General features: G+C 71.4%; 14 protein-coding genes. 8 read left to right on the plus strand and 6 right to left on the minus strand.

Translation table 11 applies throughout. The annotated features are described in order from the left end of the window. Positions 1 to 2: 2 nt before the first annotated feature. On the plus strand, positions 3 to 1,532 hold the full coding sequence (locus ACLQ3F_RS19475; RefSeq protein ID WP_425850573.1) for a SpoIIE family protein phosphatase: 1,530 nt from the start codon (positions 3 to 5) through the stop codon (positions 1,530 to 1,532). Between the two features lie 38 nt (positions 1,533 to 1,570). Here ACLQ3F_RS19475 and ACLQ3F_RS19480 read toward each other — a convergent pair whose 3' ends face one another. Then, complete coding sequence (locus ACLQ3F_RS19480; protein WP_425850576.1) at positions 1,571 to 2,389, minus strand: AraC family transcriptional regulator; 819 nt, start codon at positions 2,387 to 2,389, stop codon at positions 1,571 to 1,573. A gap of 31 nt (positions 2,390 to 2,420) precedes the next feature. On the opposite strand from ACLQ3F_RS19480, the gene ACLQ3F_RS19485 reads away from it, so the two are divergent. The 4 genes from ACLQ3F_RS19485 to ACLQ3F_RS19500 all read left to right on the plus strand — a co-directional run bounded on the left by ACLQ3F_RS19485 (position 2,421) and on the right by ACLQ3F_RS19500 (position 5,946). Next, positions 2,421 to 3,011 carry a TIGR03086 family metal-binding protein gene (locus tag ACLQ3F_RS19485; protein ID WP_425850578.1) on the plus strand — a complete coding sequence of 197 codons (591 nt, stop codon included), beginning with the start codon at positions 2,421 to 2,423 and terminating at the stop codon, positions 3,009 to 3,011. A gap of 183 nt (positions 3,012 to 3,194) precedes the next feature. Next, positions 3,195 to 3,731, plus strand: coding sequence for a PadR family transcriptional regulator (locus tag ACLQ3F_RS19490; protein WP_357197860.1), 537 nt, complete (start codon positions 3,195 to 3,197; stop codon positions 3,729 to 3,731). After that, entirely contained in the window at positions 3,728 to 4,429 is a 702-nt protein-coding gene (locus ACLQ3F_RS19495; RefSeq protein WP_355004789.1) for an ABC transporter ATP-binding protein, read from the plus strand. Before ACLQ3F_RS19490 ends, ACLQ3F_RS19495 begins: the two co-directional genes overlap by 4 nt. Then, positions 4,426 to 5,946 (plus strand): FtsX-like permease family protein, encoded by a 1,521-nt coding sequence (locus ACLQ3F_RS19500; protein WP_425850581.1) that lies wholly within the window; start codon positions 4,426 to 4,428, stop codon positions 5,944 to 5,946. Before ACLQ3F_RS19495 ends, ACLQ3F_RS19500 begins: the two co-directional genes overlap by 4 nt. 41 nt (positions 5,947 to 5,987) lie before the next feature. On the opposite strand, the gene ACLQ3F_RS19505 is transcribed toward ACLQ3F_RS19500, so the two are convergent. After that, positions 5,988 to 6,173: a hypothetical protein gene (locus ACLQ3F_RS19505; protein WP_328651407.1), complete on the minus strand. Its 186-nt coding sequence runs from the start codon at positions 6,171 to 6,173 to the stop codon at positions 5,988 to 5,990. Positions 6,174 to 6,333: 160 nt separating this feature from the next. Next, positions 6,334 to 8,430, minus strand: coding sequence for a S9 family peptidase (locus ACLQ3F_RS19510; RefSeq protein ID WP_357197868.1), 2,097 nt, complete (start codon positions 8,428 to 8,430; stop codon positions 6,334 to 6,336). A gap of 96 nt (positions 8,431 to 8,526) precedes the next feature. Between ACLQ3F_RS19510 and ACLQ3F_RS19515 the strand changes: the two genes are divergently transcribed. Continuing rightward, complete coding sequence (locus ACLQ3F_RS19515; RefSeq protein ID WP_425850584.1) at positions 8,527 to 9,885, plus strand: FAD-binding oxidoreductase; 1,359 nt, start codon at positions 8,527 to 8,529, stop codon at positions 9,883 to 9,885. A gap of 18 nt (positions 9,886 to 9,903) precedes the next feature. On the opposite strand, the gene ACLQ3F_RS19520 is transcribed toward ACLQ3F_RS19515, so the two are convergent. Both ACLQ3F_RS19520 and ACLQ3F_RS19525 read right to left on the minus strand, forming a co-directional pair. Further along, complete coding sequence (locus ACLQ3F_RS19520; RefSeq protein ID WP_357230358.1) at positions 9,904 to 10,311, minus strand: hypothetical protein; 408 nt, start codon at positions 10,309 to 10,311, stop codon at positions 9,904 to 9,906. Between the two features lie 48 nt (positions 10,312 to 10,359). Further along, positions 10,360 to 12,432: a SpoIIE family protein phosphatase gene (locus ACLQ3F_RS19525; protein ID WP_357197874.1), complete on the minus strand. Its 2,073-nt coding sequence runs from the start codon at positions 12,430 to 12,432 to the stop codon at positions 10,360 to 10,362. 288 nt (positions 12,433 to 12,720) lie between these two features. On the opposite strand from ACLQ3F_RS19525, the gene ACLQ3F_RS19530 reads away from it, so the two are divergent. Both ACLQ3F_RS19530 and ACLQ3F_RS19535 read left to right on the plus strand, forming a co-directional pair. Continuing rightward, entirely contained in the window at positions 12,721 to 17,088 is a 4,368-nt protein-coding gene (locus ACLQ3F_RS19530) for a HAMP domain-containing protein (RefSeq protein WP_355004796.1), read from the plus strand. Further along, on the plus strand, positions 17,085 to 17,639 hold the full coding sequence (locus ACLQ3F_RS19535; protein ID WP_357197877.1) for a response regulator: 555 nt from the start codon (positions 17,085 to 17,087) through the stop codon (positions 17,637 to 17,639). The genes ACLQ3F_RS19530 and ACLQ3F_RS19535 overlap by 4 nt, the downstream gene beginning before the upstream one ends. 19 nt (positions 17,640 to 17,658) lie before the next feature. On the opposite strand, the gene ACLQ3F_RS19540 is transcribed toward ACLQ3F_RS19535, so the two are convergent. Beyond that, on the minus strand, positions 17,659 to 17,994 hold the full coding sequence (locus ACLQ3F_RS19540; protein ID WP_355004798.1) for an STAS domain-containing protein: 336 nt from the start codon (positions 17,992 to 17,994) through the stop codon (positions 17,659 to 17,661). Positions 17,995 to 18,033 lie beyond the last annotated feature (39 nt).

An 18,033-nucleotide genomic window follows, 5' to 3' on the forward strand; every position in this document is an offset into this window, starting at 1 on the left:
GCATGCCGACAACCATCCTGGTGGTCGACGACAGTCGTACCAAGCGTTACCTGCTGGTCAGCTGGCTGACCCGGGCCGGGTTCACAGTGCTGGAGGCCGAGAACGGCGCCGAGGCGTTGGCTCGGGTCGAGGTGGACCGGATCGACCTGGTGGTCCTCGACGTCCGGCTGCCCGACCTGAGTGGCTACGAGGTCTGCGAACAGATCAAGATGCGGCACCCGGCGATGCCGGTGATCCATGTGTCGGCGCACGCCGTGGACGTGTCCGACCGTGCCCAGGGGCTGACCCGGGGCGCTGACGCGTACCTGACCGAGCCGATCGAGCCCGAGGAGCTGATCGCCACCACCCGGGCGGTGCTGCGCTACTACCAGGCGCGGCAGCGTGCCGAACTGCTCGCCGAGCGGCTGCTCGGGTTGGCCGACACGACAGTCGCGGTGCACGCCGCGCCGACCTTCGCGCGTCTGCTGGAGGCCGCCGCCGAGGGCGCCGCCCAGATCTTCAGAAGCCCGGCGGCGGTGGTCGCCGAAACCTTCGACGGTGACTGCCTCGCGGGCGTCTGCGCCGGACCCGGCACGGCGGCCATCGTGGTGCCGTGGGTCGTCGACGACACCGGGGTACCCACCGGCGCCACGGTGCGGGTGGAGGCCCCGGAGAGCTGGGCGCTTGTCGACTGGCCGGCGGACGACACAGTGACAGTCGCCGCCGCCCGACTGCGCGAGGACCGGGCCCCGCTGTACGTGGTGGTTCCGACCGCCACCCAGACCGCGCAGACCCCGGTGCTCAAGCAACTGGCCCAGGCGGTGGCGGCGGCCGTCGAGGGGCAGCGCTCGTTCGACGAGGAGCACCGGATCGCTGTCACGCTCCAACGCAGCCTGCTCCCGCGAGGGCTGCCCAGGGTGGCCGGCCTGGACCTCGCGGTGCGCTACGAGCCGGCCAGCGCGCAGACCGAGGTGGGCGGCGACTTCTACGAGCTGGTGATGCTCGACGGTCACCTGCTGCTCGCGATCGGGGACGTCGCCGGCCACTCGCTGCACGCGGCGACAGTGATGGCCGAGCTGCGGCACGCGGTGCGGGCGTACGCGGTCGAGGGCCACCAGCCCGGCGAGATCCTGCACCGCGTCAACGAGCTGATGCGGACGCTGCTGCCGGACGAGTTGGCGACGCTCTGCGTGCTGCTGCTGCACCCGCCGACCGGACGGGTCCGGCTGGCCAGTGCCGGGCATCTTCCACCGTTGCTGGTCACGGACGGCAAGGTCGAGTTCGTGCAGCATTCCGCGCCGCTGCTCGGCGTCCGCGCCCCGCGCCCGGCCGACCTGGAGTTCGTGGTGCCGGCCGGGGCCACGCTGGTCTTCTACACCGACGGGCTGATCGAGCGACGGGACGCCACCATCGACGAGGGGCTGGCCGCACTGGCCGGGGTCGCCGCGACTGTCGACGGTGACCTGGACCAGTTCTGCGCCCGCCTGCTGGTGGAACTGGCCCCACCGGAGATCCAGGACGACGTCGCCGTGGTCGTCCTGCGGCGTCGCTGACCTGCGGCTTTCGCAGCTCTGCAAGCTTCCCGGCCTTCTCAGCGCACCGAGCGGGCGTACGCGGCGGGGGACACCCCGGCCACGGCGGTGAAGTCACGGACCAGGTGGGCCTGGTCGCTGTAGCCGAGGTCGGCGGCGAGATCGGCCCAGCTCAGCGGGCCACCGGTGGCCTGTTCGACCGCCTCCTGGAGCCGGTAGCGGCGGATCACCCACTTCGGCCCGACCCCCACGTACTCGATGAACAGCCGCTGCAACCGGCGGACCGGAACGTCGTGCCGCGCGGCGAAGTCGTCGACGCGCAGCACAGTGCGGTCGGTACGGATCGCCTCGGCCAGTCGGACGGCCTCCTCGGCCAGCGGGTCCGGCTCCGGCTGCCAGGCGGTGAGGAGGGTGTCCATCGCCCGGCAGCGCTCGTCGTCGCTGGCACCCGAGGTGGGGGATGCGCCCGCGCCCACCGGGACGTCCGGGTGGGCCAACCGGCCGAAGGGCAGCGGCTCCCTACGGCCGGTCAGTTCGCTGACCGACCGCCGCCAGAACGGGTGGAAGCCGCCGGGGCGGAACTGCACCCCGGACACCCGGCCGGTGCCGTTGAGCGTGATCCGGAACAGGTCGCGGCCCACCCCGGCCACCTCGCCGGACTCGGGCCCGTCGTCGTCCCGTCGGAACACCACGTTCACCGCCGGGTGCGGCACGACCCGTTGCTCGAACGGCGCGCTCAACGCCCAGTCGATCAACCAGTAGTGCTCGACCCACTGGCGCAGCGACTCCGCCGGCAGGTGTCGGCGGAAGCGCATCTCGCGCAGCAGGCGTCCGGGGTCGAGAATTCCCCGGCTGTCGCCACGCGGTCGCTGTCGCATTTGTTCAAGACCACCCTCATACGCTGGCCCTATGTCCACTCAGACTAGCGAGCTGCTGGCGGCCGCCGCGCCGCGAACCGTCGACGTCGTACGCGGTGTCTCCGACGACCAACTGGATCTGCCCACCCCGTGCAGCGACTATTCGGTCCGTGATCTGCTCAACCACCTCTTCCAGGTGGTGGTCAACTTTCAGGACCTGGCCGAGAAGCGACAGGTGGAGTGGGCCGAGAAGCCCGATCACCTGGGCGACGGCTGGCGGGACCGCTTCGAGGCGGAGACCGGCCGGTTGGTGACCGCCTGGTCGGATCCGTCCACCCTGGAGGGTGTGTCGCCGGGCATGGGCATGCCACAACCCGTCATCGGCGGCATGGCCCTGCTGGACCTGACCGTGCACGGTTGGGATCTCGCGGTCGCCACCGGCCAGCCGTACCAGCCAGCCCCGGAGGCGGTGGCCGAGCTGCACGCGCTGGTGGAGCGGTTGGGCCCCACCGCCCGCAAGATGGGCGTCTTCGCCGACCCACCCGCCACCCCGACCCCCGGCCCAACCCCCGACCTGGCACCCAACCTGGCCCACCTCCTGACCCAGACCGGCCGCACCCCCACCTGGCCCCAAACCCCCTAACCCCCCGGGGGTACGCCCTTCTCTCGTTGATCATGAAGTTATTGCCCTCGATCTCGGCGTGTCGGCGCAATAACTTCATGATCAACGGGGTGGGGGTGGGGGTGGGGGTGGGGGTGGGGGTGGGGGGCGGGGTGGGTGGGTGGGTTGTTGACTTGGGTATTCGCTGGGTGAATAGTGGGCGGGGTGTCTACGCCGCATGTTCTGCTCGGGTTGCTCGCTGGGGGCAGCCGGCACGGGTATGAACTGAAGCGTGCGCACGACGAGCGGCTGCCGCGCGCTCGGCCGTTGGCCTTCGGGCAGGTCTACGCCACTCTCGGCCGCCTCGAACGGGACGGGCTGGTGGCTGCCGCCGGCCAGGATCGGGTGGCCGGGCCGGATCGCACGGCGTACGAGCTGACCGACCAGGGGCGGGACGCGCTGGACCAGTGGTTGTCCACTGTGGAAGCACCAATGCCGTACGTGGCCAGCACGCTCTTCGCCAAGGTCGTGGTCGCGCTGCTGGTCGCCGATGTCGATCGGGCCCGGTCGTACCTGATCGCCCAGCGGGCCGCGCACACCGCACGGCTGCGTGAGTTGACCGCGGTCAAGGGCGAACCGGCCGCCACCCTCAGCGACGTGGTCGCGGCCGATTTCGCGATAGCCCACCTCGACGCGGATCTGCGGTGGCTGCACGCCACCCTGCTCCGGGTCGCCGACTGGCACCGGGAGGTGCATCCGTGACGCAACTCCAGGCTCGCGGCGTGGTTCGGGCGTACGGCCCGACGCCCGCACTGCGCGGCGTGACGCTCGACCTGGCCGAGGGCGAGATCGTCGCCGTCACCGGGCCGAGTGGCTGCGGCAAGTCGACACTGCTGCACTGCCTGGCCGGGATTCTCCGGCCGGACGCCGGCGAGGTCACCTGGCGTGGGCACCGCATCGACACCTGGTCGGAGGCGGCCCGGTCCCGGCTGCGGCGCACCGAGTTCGGGGTGCTGTTCCAGTTCGGTCAGCTGGTGGCCGAGTTGACCGCCGCCGAGAACGTCGCACTTCCTCTGCTCCTCGCCGGCACGGGGCGGCGAGAGGCACGGACGGCGGCGCTCACCTGGCTGGAACGGTTCGGGGTGGCCGAGGTGGCCGACGTCCGGCCGGGTGAGATGTCCGGGGGTCAGCAGCAACGCTGCGCCACGGCACGGGCGCTGGTGACCGAGCCTCGGGTGCTCTTCGCCGACGAGCCGACCGGCGCACTGGACACGCTCACCGGCGAGCAGGTCCTCACCCAACTGGTCCGGCTCGCCCGCGAGCAGCGCACCGCCGTCGTGCTGGTCACCCACGAGCCGCGGATCGCCGCGTACGCGGATCGGGAGATCGTGCTGCGTGACGGCCTGGTGGACCACACCGGCCTGGGGCTCGACGTGCCGCTGGCCGGCGGCGCCCGGTGAGGCCGACGACCCTGCTCCGCCTCGCGCTCGCCGGCACCCGCACCGACACCGCCCGGGTGGTGCTCACCGCGCTCAGCGCCCTGCTGGCCACCCTGGCCGGGCTCGCGGCGCTCACCGTGCTGGCCATCGAGAAACCCTCCGGTGACGCCTGGGAGCAGTCCGAGCAGTACCGCAACGCGTTGCTGCGGGAGCCCGGGTTGCGCGGCGGCACGGCGTTCGCGCTGCTGATGCTGATGATTCCGGTGCTGGCGCTGGCCGGTCAGTGCGCGCGGCTCGGCGCGCCGGCCCGGGACCGCCGGTTGGCCGCGCTGCGGTTGGCTGGCGCGACTCCGGGGCAGGTCACCAGACTGGTGGTGTTGGAGACCGGCGTGGCCGCGCTGCTCGGCACGCTCGTCGGGCTGGGTGTCCACCTGGTCGGCCGCGACCTGCTGCACCGCCCGGACGCGCAAGGTCGACTGGCCCTGCCCACCGACGTGCTGCCGTCGACCGGCGCGCTGGCCGGCGTGGTGCTCGGTCTGCCGGTCGTGGCGGCGCTGGCCACCGCCCTGATGCTGCGTACGGTCACCACCAGCCCGCTCGGGCTGAGTCGTAAGGCCGCCCGCGAGCGCGGGCCGGGCCCGTGGGCCGGGCTCCTGATCGGGTTCGGCGTGGTCTCGTTCGCGCTGATCCGCCCGGTGGTCAACAGGGTCGCCGACGTGCAGATGGCGGACCGGCTGGTGCCACTGCTGTTCGTGGTGGGCGCGCTCGCGGCGATGATCGGTGTGGTGATCGGCACCGGCTGGCTGTCGTACCACTGCGGGCGGTTGTTACGTCGGCACGCCCGCAGGCCGGCTGCCCTGCTCGCGGCGGGCCGGCTGATGGCCGATCCGTGGGCGGGCAGCCGCACGTTCGCGGCGCTGCTCGCCGCCCTGATCTTCGGCGCGGGTGCGGCAGCCCAGCGCGCCTACTTCGCCACCAAGGACCAGATCGAGCGGGAGCAGAGCCGACTCGCCGGGGCGGACGGTGGCGCCAACCCCTTCTACCTGTCGACGATGGATCTCGTCGACGGCGCGATCGCCGTGGCCATCCTGATCGCGACGGGCGGGCTGATCGTCGCGCTGGTCGAGGGGATCGTCGCCCGACGCCGCGCCTACGCCGCGTTGGTCGCCACCGGGGTGCCCCGCGCCACGCTGGGCCGTTCGGTGGCCTGGCAGGCGTTGGCGCCGGCCGTGCCGGCGATCCTGCTCGCGCTCACCGTTGGCACGCTGCTCGGCCGAGGGCTCGTCGCGGACGTGTCGGAGGGAGGCGGGTCGACGTTGATCTGCGATGCCCCGGCCGCGCTCTGCGACGACCCTGCCACCCGGGACCAGTACTCCCGGATCGTGTACTACCCCGCGGTGCAGCGAGCCGTTCCCGTACCTCTGGAGCACCTGGCGTGGCTCGGCGCCGGCGCCCTGGCGGCGGTGCTGGTGACGGTCGGTGTCGGCCTGCTCTTCCTGCGCGCCAGCACCGCGTTGGACGAGCTGCGGACGACCTGATCCGAACCGCCCCCGCCGGCCGGCCTGACCCAGCCCTCGGGTCAGGCGGCGAGCAGGCCGGAGGAGAGTGCGATCAAGGCGCCGACCACTGCCGAACAACAGCAGACCAGCAGCCCGGCGACCACCGCGAGGATCAGCCAGACCCGGCGGTCCCGCGCCACCGCCGCCACGCTCGGTCGGCGGACGTCCTCGGCCGCTCCGCCGTCACTATCCGTAGCCCCGGTCACCCCGGAAGTCTAGGCCGCGACATCCGCCGCGACCCGGAAAGGCCGGGCCGCGGCTGCGCGACCCGGCCATGAACCCGCCCGATCGTCGGAGTGGGTGGTCTCCCCGAGCCGCCGAGGGGACCACTCCCACCACCGAACGCGATCATGCCGACCCGTCGGGTCAGGCGTGGCCGATGCGGTCCAGGATCCAGGCGTTGATGAACGCCTCCTCGCGCCACGAGTCGTAGCGACCGCTCGGGCCGCCGTGCCCGGCACCCATCTCGGTCTTCAGCAGGTAGTCGCCGCCCGGGGCGACCGCCCGCAGCCGGGCGATCCACTTCGCCGGCTCCGAGTAGAGCACCCGGGTGTCGTTGAGGCTGGTCACCGCGAGGATCGCGGGATAGTCAACGGCGGCCACGTTCTCGTACGGGGTGTAGGACTTCATGTACGCGTACACCTCGGGGTCGTCGAGCGGGTTGCCCCACTCCTCCCACTCGGTGACGGTCAGCGGCAGCGACGGGTCGAGGATCGACGTGAGCGCGTCCACGAACGGCACCTGCGCCACGATCCCGGCGAACGCGTCCGGCGCGAGGTTGGCCACCGCGCCCATCAGCAGGCCACCAGCCGATGCGCCCCGGGCGACAAGCCGGTCGCTGGCCGTCCAGCCGGCCTTGACGAGGTGCTGTGCGCACGCCACGAAGTCGGTGAAGGTGTTCTTCTTGGCCAGCAGCTTGCCCTGGTCGTACCACCGTCGGCCCAGTTCACCGCCGCCCCGGGTGTGCGCCACCGCGAAGACCACGCCCCGGTCCAACAGGGACAGTCGGGCCACCGAGAACCACGGGTCCATGCTGGCCTCGTAGGAGCCGTAGCCGTACAGCTCGCAGGGCGCCGAGCCGTCCCGGGGGGTGCCGACGCGGCAGACCAGTGAGATCGGCACCCGGGTGCCGTCATCGGCAAGCGCCCAGTCACGGTGCTGCTCGTACTCGGCCGGGTCGTACGGTCGCCCGTCCGGACCGGGCAGCACCGGCTTCTGCTTGAGCAGCACCATCTGCCGGGTGACCAGGTCGTAGTCGTACACCGAGTCGGGGGTGATCAGCGAGGAGTAGCGCAGCCGGACCTGGCCGGTGCGGTACTCCGGGTTGGCGTCCAACCCGACGCTGTAGAGCGGCTCGGGGAAGTCGATGTCGTACCCGTCGTCACTGCCCACCGGCAGCACCCGCAGCCCGGTGAGCCCGTCGGTGCGCAGCGACACCACCAGGTGATTGGCGAAGGCGTCGACGGCCTCCAGTCGGGTGCCGGGGGTGTGTTCGATCAGCGGCACCCAGTCGCCCGGTACGTCCGCCGAGGTGAACGCCAGCGCGAAGTCCTCCGCGCCGTCGTTGTGCAGGATCAGGAAACGGTGGCCGTGGTGCTCCACCGTGTATTCGACGCCCTGTCGGCGGGGGGCGATCACAGCCGGCGCGCCGGTCGGGTTGCCGGCGGGGATCACCAGCACCTCGCTGGTCACCTTGCTGTGCACGTCGATGAGGATGAACTTCTCCGACCGGGTCAGCTCCACCCCCACCCAGAACCGCTCGTCGTCCTCCTGGTGGACCACCACGTCGTCGGCGGCGGCGGAGCCGATGGTGTGCCGCCAGACCCGGTTCGGTCGCCAGGCGTCGTCCACAGTCACGTAGAACAGCACCGAGGCGTCCGACGACCAGGCGGTGCCGTAGAACGTGTCAGGAACCTCGTCCGGCAGCAGCTCGCCGGTGGTCAGGTCCTTCACCCGCAGGGTGAACCGCTCGTCACCGGAGAAGTCGGTGGAGTAGGCCAGCCAGCGACCGTCCGGGCTGACGTCGAACGCGCCGAGCGAGAAGAAGTCGTGCCCCTCGGCCAGCAGGTTGCCGTCGAGCAGCACCTCCTCGCCGTCGAGCGGGGCGCCGTCCGCGCTGACCGGCGGGTCGGTCTCACCGTCGCGGACCGCCCGGCGACACTGCACTCCGTACTGTTGTCCCTCGACCGTCCGGGTGTAGTACCAGTGCCCGCCCTTGCGGGTCGGCACTGACAGGTCGGTCTCCTGGGTGCGTCGGCGAGTCTCCTCGAACAGGTCGGCCCGCAGGTCGGCCAGGTGTGCGGTGCGCGCGTCGGTGTACTCGTTCTCGGCGGTCAGGTAGGCGATCGTCTCCGGGTCGTCCTTGGCGGCGAGCCAGGCGTACTCGTCAACGACGGTGTCGCCGTGGTGGGTGCGCTCGCTGGGCACCCGCTTCGCCGCGGGCGGGGCAGTCTCGGTGGTCACGGCGGCCACGTTACCGGCCGGCAGCCGCAGCGCGCCGGACCAGCGGCATCCCGATACTCGCCGCCACGGCTTTCGAACACATGTACGATGGCCGGCATGGCGGCAGCAGCGAGTTCCCTAGGCCGGTCCGGAGCCCTCGAGATCAGCCGGCGGTTGGCGGCGATCTGCGGTCCACCGTTCTCCCGGCTGGCCGGGCCCGCCGATGAGGTGGCGGGGCGACCGGCGCGCTGGGTCGCCGTCCCGGGCGGCCCGCACGCCGCCGCCGAGGTGCTGCGGCTGGCCGCCGTGCACGATCTGACTGTGGTGCCCCGAGGCGCGGGCACGAAGATCGACTGGGGCGCCGCCCCCGTTCAGGTCGACATCCTGCTCGACACCGGCCGGCTGGCCGGCATCGGTCACGAGCCGGTCGACTCGCTCGTGGCCGACGTGGGTGCCGGCACTCCACTGCGGGCGGTGCAGGCCACCCTGGAGCGCACCGGGCAGCGGCTCGCCATGGACGCACCCTCACCCGGCGCGACACTGGGCGGTGTGCTCGCCGCCGGCGAGGCCGGCCCGCTGCGCCACCGCCACGGCAGCCCTTGCGACCAACTGCTCGGTGTGCGTTACCTCGCCGCCGACGGCGAGCTGATCAGCGTCGGCGGCGGCGCGCCCGGGCTCGACCTGGCCCGACTGCTCTGCGGCTCCCAGGGCGCGCTCGGCGTGCTGGTGTCGGCGAGCCTGCGGGTGCAGCCGGTGCCGGCGAGCAGGCTCTGGGTGTCCCGCCCGGTGTGGACGCCGTTGGAGGTGCACGACCTGGTCCGGACGATCCTCGCCGCTCGGCTGGAGCCGTCGGCCATCGAGCTGGACCTGCCCGGAGGCACCCCCCGCCCTCGTACGTCGTACCCGCCCGGTCACCCGGCCGCCACCGCCCGGGAACGCCACCCGTCGATGTCCGGCCGGGCCGGCGCCCCGTCCCGGGCCGGCAGCCTGGTGGTGCTGCTGGAGGGCGGTCCCGCCGACGTCAATGAGCGCGCCGAGCGGCTGGTCGGGCTGCTGCACGGGGAGGCGACGATCGCCCACTCCGCGCCGACGTGGTGGCGCCGGTACCCGTTCGCCCCCGGCGACACGGCGCTGCGGCTGGAGGTGCCGATCGGCGACCTGCACGCAGCCGTCTACGCGCTGCGCGACGCGGCCGGAGCGCCGGTGCCGGTGCGCGGCTCCGCCGGGCTGGGCGTGGTGCACGCGGCACTGCCCGGGGCGCTGGCAGCCGACCGGGTGGCGTCCATCCTGGCCGCCGTCAGAGGGGTGCTGTTGGCCCGGCAGGGTCGCTGCGTGGTGGTCTCCGCTCCGGCGGCGGTCCGCCAGGCGGTCGACCTCTGGGGCGAGTTGGCCGGCCTGGCCCAGTTGCGGGCCGCGAAGCGGCACCTGGATCCGGAGCACCGGCTCGCGCCCGGCCGGCTCCCCGGCGGCCTGTGAGGCCGGGCCGGCAGAGGGTCAGTCCATCCACCACCGGTGCATGTCCAGCAGCGGCGGGGTGAGACGGGCCACCATTACCAGCAGGCCGCCCACCGCACCGGCCAGCAGCAGTGACCGGGTCACCCGGGGCAGGACCGCGCGCTCCCGGGCGACCACCGCCCCCGCGACGATCGCCAACGGCAGCCCGAGCACCGCACCCGTCAGGTAGAGCACCGCCACCACGGGGTGGAGCACACCGAAGAAGGCGATGTCCTTCGGGTCGTACGCGCCGGTCAGCATCTCGGCCGGGCCGACGCCGGCGCTCGTCATCCGCCCGACGTAGAGCAGCAGCACGGCGAGGAACCCGCCGATGGTCGCGAACTGCGCGGCGATCAGGGCCCGGACCGCCGGCCGAGAGTACGACGTGACCTGCGCAACGCTCGTCATGGCCGTCAATCTACCCAGCGGGCCGACGCCCGGGGGCCCGTGCGGCGGTCAGGTCGCGTCGTTGCGGAGCACCAGGACGGCGATGTCGTCCCGGGGCGGCTCGACCGAGAAGTTGATCGCCGCGGCGCGCAGCCGGGCGGCCACCACGTCGGCCGAATATCCGGCCAGGGGCGCGGCGGCGTCCCGCAGCCGGTCGGTGCCGAACAGCTCCCGGCCGCGCCTCCGCTCGGTGACGCCATCGGTGTAGAAGATCAGCGAGTCGCCCGGCGCGAGCGTGATCTCCGCCGTCGGCGAGGTGATCGTGTCGAGCAGGCCGAGCGCGGTGCCACCCGTGCCGACGAACTCCGCGCCGCCCGCTGCGGCAAGCAGCACCGGCCGGTCGTGCCCTGCCAGGTGCAGCGAGACGTCCAACTGATCACCCTCGCCCGGCCCGACCGCTGCCAGCGCCAGCGTGCAGTAGCGACCGCCACCGCGCTCGACAAGTGTCTCGTTGAGCCGCGCCAGCGCCTCCGGTAACGGTTTGCCGTCGCCGACCAGCACCCGGATCACGTCCCGGACCAGCCCGGTCACCGCGGCGGCCTGGACACCCTTGCCCGAGACGTCACCGATCACCACCAGCCAGCGCCCGTCGGGCAGCGGCACCACGTCGTAGAAGTCGCCACCCACCTCGGCGTCGTCGCCGGTCGGGACGTACTCGGCGGCGAAACCGATCCCGTCCACCAACGGCAGCACCGGCGGCAGCAGAGACTGCTGGAGCGTCTGCGCCACCCGACGGCGTTCCGCGTGGATCCGGGCGTTCTCGATGGCCAGCGCGGCCCGCCGGGCCACGTCCTCCAACACGGCCACCTCGTCCGGGTCGTGCCGGTGCCGCTGGTGCCGCCCCACCGCCAGGGTCCCGAGTCGCTGCCCGCGCGCGATCAGCGGAACGGCGAAACCCTCCATCGGCCCGCCCAGGGGAATCTGCGCCGCGCTGCGGGACGCCTCGCGCAGGCGGGCCTGAATCGAGTCCGGACCGGTCTCGGCCAGCACCTTGTGCAGTTGCGGAAGCATCGACTCGTCGGCGTGGCTGGCCGCCGCCAGCCGGAGCCGACCCCACTCGTCGGTGGTGTGCACCGCGCACCACTGACCGAGTCGCGGCACCACCAACTGCGGCACCAGCGCCATGGTCAGGTCGACGTCGAGCGACTGGGCCAGCAGCTCGCTCGCCTCGGCCAGGAAGGTCAGCCACACCTGCCGGCGGACGTCGGCCCGGCGCAGCCGGTCGTTCTCCAGGTGCAACGACAGCCGCTCGGCGGTGAGCACCGCCAACGGTTGGGCGTACGCCGACGGCGCGGCGTCCAACTCCAACTCCCCGGCGTACGGGCGCTGCACAGTCAGTGGCACTCGGAGCAGTTCGCTGCCGGGGCGGGGTGGCCGACCGAAGCGGGCCAGCACCTGGCTGCCCTGCCCGTCGCCCCGGTCCAGGCGGATCGTGCCGCCGGCTGCGCCGACCATCTCGGCGACCCGGCTGAGCAGGCTGGTGGCGAAGTCGGGCAACGGGTCGTCCCCGTACAGGTCGGGGGCGGTCTGCATGAGTTCGCTCATCGCGCTGGCGCTCGGCGCGGACCCGTCGGTGCCCGTCCGGGGGCCGGCGTTGGCCGGCGTCGATTCGCTGATGGTTCCGCTGGTGGGCAGGTCGGTGCCGGGGCGGTCCAGCCGGAACCAGACGCCCTTGCCGGTGGGCAGGTACGTGGTGCCCCAGCGGCTGGCGAAGTGGTCGACGAGCAGCAGGCCCCGGCCGCGCACGGAGACCTCGTTGATCTCGGCGGAGTCGTTGCGGTCGCCGACGGTCAGCTCGTCGCCGGAACCGGGGGCGAAGTCGGAGACCGTGACGGTCAGCCCGATCTCGTCCGCGACGACCTCGATGTCCAGTTCGGTACGGGCGTGCTCGACGGCGTTGGTGGTCAGCTCGGTGGTGAGCAGCAGCGCCTCGTTGGCCAGCTCGTCCAGGTGTGACTCGGTCAACACCGAGCGGACCACGGCGCGGGCGGCGGCCGGCGTGCGCCGGTCGGCGGGCAGCCGGACACGCCGGACGGCCCCGTCCTGGGCCCCGGCCGTCGCGGGCCCAACCTCGCCTGACACCCCCGTATCCTCCACCGTCGCACTGCCGGGTGCCAAGCCGATCAACGATCCGGTGCTGTCGCGTCGCTCAGCGGCACCGCTTGGGGGCGGACGCGTCGAATCGATTGGCGCGGGAGCCGGGCGAGGTTTGCGGCGCGGCGTGCCGGCTCGACGCCGATCGGGCGGGTCGACGGGGCGATCGATGGCACCTGGCGGGTCGCACACCCTGGCACCACGGCGCGCGCGGGCACAATATGGGGTGCCGGTGTGTCCGCACGGACCGGCGCCCCCCGAGTTGAGCGAGGAATGATGACCACGTCGAAGCAGTCGGTGGCGGATCCGTCCGCGCTCGACAACGAGGCGCTCCTCGGTGAGTTGACCGAGGCACTGCGACGGATCGGGCGGGGCGACCTGAAGGTCCGGCTTCCCCGCCGGGCCGGCGCGGCCGGTGAGGTGGCGGACGCCTTCAACGAGGTGGTGTCGCTCCAGGAGCGGCAGTATCTGGATTTGCGGCGGATCAGCCGGATCGTCGGTCGCGACGGCCGGCTCACCGAGCGGCTCGACGACGAGGGGCTGGACGGCTCCTGGGCGGAGGGGCAGCGGGCGATCAACTCGCTGATCGACGACCTGGGTCGACCGACCACGGAGATCGCCCGGGTGATCGTTGCGGTCGCCGACGGTGACCTGTCCCAGCACATGGCGTTGGAGATCGACGGTCGGCCGTTGCGCGGTGAGTACCTGCGCATCGGGCGCACCGTGAACACGATGGTGGACCAGCTGTCGTCGTTCTCCAACGAGGTGACCCGGGTGGCCCGTGAGGTGGGCACCGAGGGCAAGTTGGGCGGCCAGGCCGACGTGCGGGGCGTCGCGGGCACCTGGAAGGACCTCACCGACTCGGTGAACACCATGGCGTCGAACCTGACCGGCCAGGTGCGATCGATCTCGCAGGTGGCGACGGCGGTGGCCAAGGGCGACCTGTCGCAGAAGATCACCGTCGGCGCGCGTGGTGAGGTGGCCGAGCTGGCCGCCACGATGAACTACCTGACCGACACGCTGCGGCTCTTCGCCGAGCAGGTGACCCGGGTGGCCCGTGAGGTGGGCACCGAGGGCAAGTTGGGCGGCCAGGCCGAGGTGCCGAACGTGGCCGGCACCTGGAAGGACCTGACCGACAGCGTCAACTCGATGGCGTCGAACCTGACCGCCCAGGTCCGTAACATCGCGCAGGTCTCCACGGCGGTGGCGCGCGGCGACCTGTCGCAGAAGATCACGGTGGCGGCGCAGGGCGAGATCCTGGAGCTGAAGGACACCGTCAACACGATGGTGGACCAGTTGTCGTCGTTCGCCGACGAGGTGACCCGGGTCGCGCGTGAGGTGGGCATCGAGGGCAAGTTGGGCGGCCAGGCCCAGGTGCGCGGCGTCTCCGGCACCTGGCGGGACCTCACCGAGAACGTCAACCAGTTGGCCGGCAACCTGACCAGCCAGGTCCGCAACATCTCCCAGGTCTCCACCGCCGTGGCGAAGGGTGACCTGTCGCAGAAGATCACGGTGGACGCCCAGGGCGAGATCCTGGAATTGAAGAACACCGTCAACACGATGGTGGACCAGTTGTCGTCGTTCGCCGACGAGGTGACCCGGGTGGCCCGTGAGGTGGGCACCGAGGGCAACCTGGGCGGTCAGGCGCAGGTGAAGGGCGTTTCCGGCACCTGGCGGGACCTGACCGACAACGTGAACTCGATGGCGTCGAACCTGACCAGTCAGGTTCGCAACATCGCCTCGGTGACCACCGCTGTGGCGAAGGGTGACCTGTCGCAGAAGATCACGGTGGACGCGCGGGGCGAGATCCTGGAGCTGAAGTCGACAGTCAACACGATGGTGGACCAGTTGTCGTCGTTCGCCGACGAGGTGACCCGGGTCGCGCGTGAGGTGGGCACCGAGGGCAAGTTGGGCGGTCAGGCGCAGGTGCGCGGGGTCGCCGGCACCTGGCGCGACCTGACCGACAACGTGAACTCGATGGCGTCGAACCTGACCGCCCAGGTCCGCAACATCGCCCAGGTCTCGACGGCGGTGGCGAAGGGTGACCTGTCGCAGAAGATCACGGTGGACGCGCGGGGCGAGATCCTGGAGCTGAAGTCGACTGTCAACACGATGGTGGACCAGTTGTCGTCGTTCGCCGACGAGGTGACCCGGGTGGCCCGTGAGGTGGGCACCGAGGGCAAGCTCGGTGGTCAGGCGCAGGTGAAGGGCGTTTCCGGCACCTGGCGGGACCTGACCGACAACGTGAACTCGATGGCGTCGAACCTGACCAGTCAGGTTCGCAACATCGCCTCGGTGACCACCGCCGTGGCGAAGGGTGACCTGTCGCAGAAGATCACGGTGGACGCCCAGGGCGAGATCCTGGAGCTGAAGTCGACAGTCAACACGATGGTCGACCAGCTGTCGTCGTTCGCCGACGAGGTGACCCGGGTGGCCCGCGAGGTCGGTATCGAGGGCAAGCTCGGTGGTCAGGCGCAGGTGAAGGGCGTTTCCGGCACCTGGCGCGACCTCACCGAGAACGTCAACCAGCTCGCCTCGACGCTGACCACGCAGTTGCGGGCCATCGCCCAGGTGTCCACGTCGGTGACCCGGGGCGACCTGACCCAGCGGATCGCGGTCAAGGCCCAGGGCGAGGTCGCCGAGCTGAAGGACAACATCAACCAGATGATCGTCACCCTCCGGGAGACGACCAAGAAGAACGCCGAGCAGGGCTGGCTGGACTCCAACCTCGCCCGGATCGGCGGCCTGTTGCAGGGCCAGCGCGACCTCGGCGAGGTCTGCCGCATGATCATGACGGAGGTGACCCCGCTGGTCGACGCCCAGCTCGGCGCCTTCTTCCTGGCCGACGACACCGACGGCAGCATGCGGCTGCGGCTGACCTCCTCGTACGGGTACGTGGCGCGGGGGCACGACGTCACCTTCGGGCCGGGTGAGGGGCTGGTCGGGCAGACCGCGCTCTCCCGTCGCACGATCCGGGTCAGCGCCTCCCCGAACAGTCGGCTCACCCTGCGGTCCGGCCTGGCCGAGACACCCCCGTCCGACCTGGTGGTGCTCCCCGTCCTGTTCGAGGGCGAGCTGCTCGGGGTGATCGAGTTCGCCAGTGTGTCGGCCTTCTCCGAACTGCACCTGTCGTTCCTGGAGCGGTTGGTGCTCACCATCGGCATCGCGGTCAACACCATCCAGGCCAACCGGCGTACGGAGGAGCTGCTGGCCCAGTCGCAGCGGCTGGCGCACGAGATGCAGGAGCAGTCGGCGGAGTTGCAGCGCACCAACGCCGAGCTGGAGGAGAAGGCCACTCTGCTGTCCGAGCAGAAGGGCAACATCGAGACGAAGAACCGGGAGATCGAGCTGGCGCGGCTGGGTCTGGAGGAGAAGGCGCAGCAGCTGACCAGGGCGTCGGCGTACAAGTCGGAGTTCCTCGCCAACATGAGCCACGAACTGCGGACTCCGCTGAACTCGTTGTTGCTGCTGGCCCGTCTGCTGGCCGAGAACTCGGAGCAGAACCTCAGCCCGAAGCAGATCGAGTTCGCCCGGACCATCCACGGGTCCGGCTCCGACCTGCTGCGACTGATCGACGACATCCTCGACCTGTCCAAGATCGAGGCGGGCCGGATGGACGTCGAGCCGACCGAGATCCGCTTCACCGAGCTGCGCGGCTACGTCGAGCAGGCGTTCGCGCCGCAGGCCGAGGAGAAGAACCTGGACTTCCAGGTACGGGTGAGCAAGGATCTGCCGCCGGCGTTGGTGACCGACGCGCAGCGGTTGCAGCAGATCCTGCGCAACCTGCTCTCCAACGCGGTGAAGTTCACCGACAACGGTGCGGTGACGCTGCGGATCGCCCCGGCGGCGGAGAACGCGGTGTTCGACGTGCCGGCGCTGACGAACGCTCAGCAGGTGATCGCGTTCACCGTGATCGACACCGGGATCGGCATCTCCGACGACAAGTTGTCGATCATCTTCGAGGCGTTCCAGCAGGCCGACGGCACGACCAGTCGCCGGTACGGCGGCACCGGGCTGGGCCTGTCGATCAGCCGCGATCTGGCCCGACTGATCGGCGGCACCATCACCGTCTCGTCCGCGCCCGGCCAGGGCTCGACCTTCACGCTGTTCGTGCCGCAGGTGCTGGCCCCGGACGCGGTGGTCGTGCCGCAGATGCCGTCGCCGCAGCGCGCCGGGCTGCCGTCGTCGCTGCTGATGCCGCCGCTGGAGCTGCTGCCGGAACGGCCGGAGGCGCCGGCCACCCGTCAACTGGACGGCGCCACGGTGCTGATCGTGGACGACGACGTACGCAACGTCTTCGCCTTGACCAGCGCGTTGGAGCTGCACGGGATGACCGTGCTGTACTCGGACAACGGGGCGGACGGTGTCCGTCTGCTGGCCGAGCATCCGGAGGTGGACATCGTGCTGATGGACGCCATGATGCCCGACCAGGACGGTTACGAGACCACCCGCCAGATTCGCCGCAACCACCGGTTCGCCGACCTTCCGGTGGTCTTCCTGACCGCGAAGGCGATGCCGGGTGACCGTGAGTCGGCGCTCGCTGCCGGGGGCAGCGACTACATCACCAAGCCGGTCGACCTGGACGACCTGATCGAACTGATGTCGTCCTGGATCAACGGCAGCCGGACCGAGGAGACTTCGTGACCCAGATGGCCAAAGCGCTGCTCGTTGACGACCGGCGGCAGAACCTGACGGCCCTGGAGGCGATTCTTCAGGGCCTGCCGGTCCAGTCCGTGGCGGTGGAGAGCGGCGAGGCGGCGCTCAAGCAGCTGCTGGTGGACGACTTCGCGGTGATCCTGTTGGACGCGCAGATGCCGGACATGGACGGCTTCGAGACGGCGAGCCACATCAAGCGCCGCGAGCGGACCCGGCACGTGCCGATCATCTTCCTCACGGCCGCCGACCGGGACGCCCAGCTCGCCCTCCGGGGTTACCAGGTGGGCGCGGTGGACTACCTCACCAAGCCGTTCGACCCGTGGGTGCTCCGCGCCAAGGTGTCGGTCTTCGTCGAGCTGTGGGTGAAGACCCGCCAGTTGGCCGCCCAGTCGGATCTGGTCCGGGAGCGTGACACGCAGTGGCGGCGGCTCACCGAAGCGGTCGACGAGGCGACCGCCCAGCTCCGCTCGGACGACCCGGAGGTCCGCGACCGGGCGGTGAGGCTGCTCGAACAGGCCCGCTGGGGCAACACCGCCTGACGCGGCGGGGCGGGGCGGCTCAGCCGGTGGGCTGGTCGTTGCGGATCATCAGGGCACTGCGCAGGCCGGTGATGTCCAGTACGCGGATCAGGAAGTCGCCCACGTGCGTCAGCATCAGCAGGCTCTGCGCGTGGCTGGCCTTGCGGCTGAGCACGACCAGGGTGCCCAGCCCCTGCGAGTCGCAGAAGGTGACGCCACCGAGGTCGAGGATGATCTTCGGGGGTGGGTCGGCCAGCACCTCGTTGACGACGGTGGAGAGCTGGGCCGCTGTGAGCATGTCGATCTCACCGGCCAGGCGCAAGACTGCTTCGTCGCCCGTCCGGTGTAGCGTGATGGACAGTTCGGCACGATCCACCCGGTCAGCCTAGCGCGATCCGACCGACCTGGCCTGTCG

It is taken from the genome of Micromonospora sp. DT15 (assembly GCF_049841475.1).
Taxonomy (GTDB): domain Bacteria; phylum Actinomycetota; class Actinomycetes; order Mycobacteriales; family Micromonosporaceae; genus Micromonospora.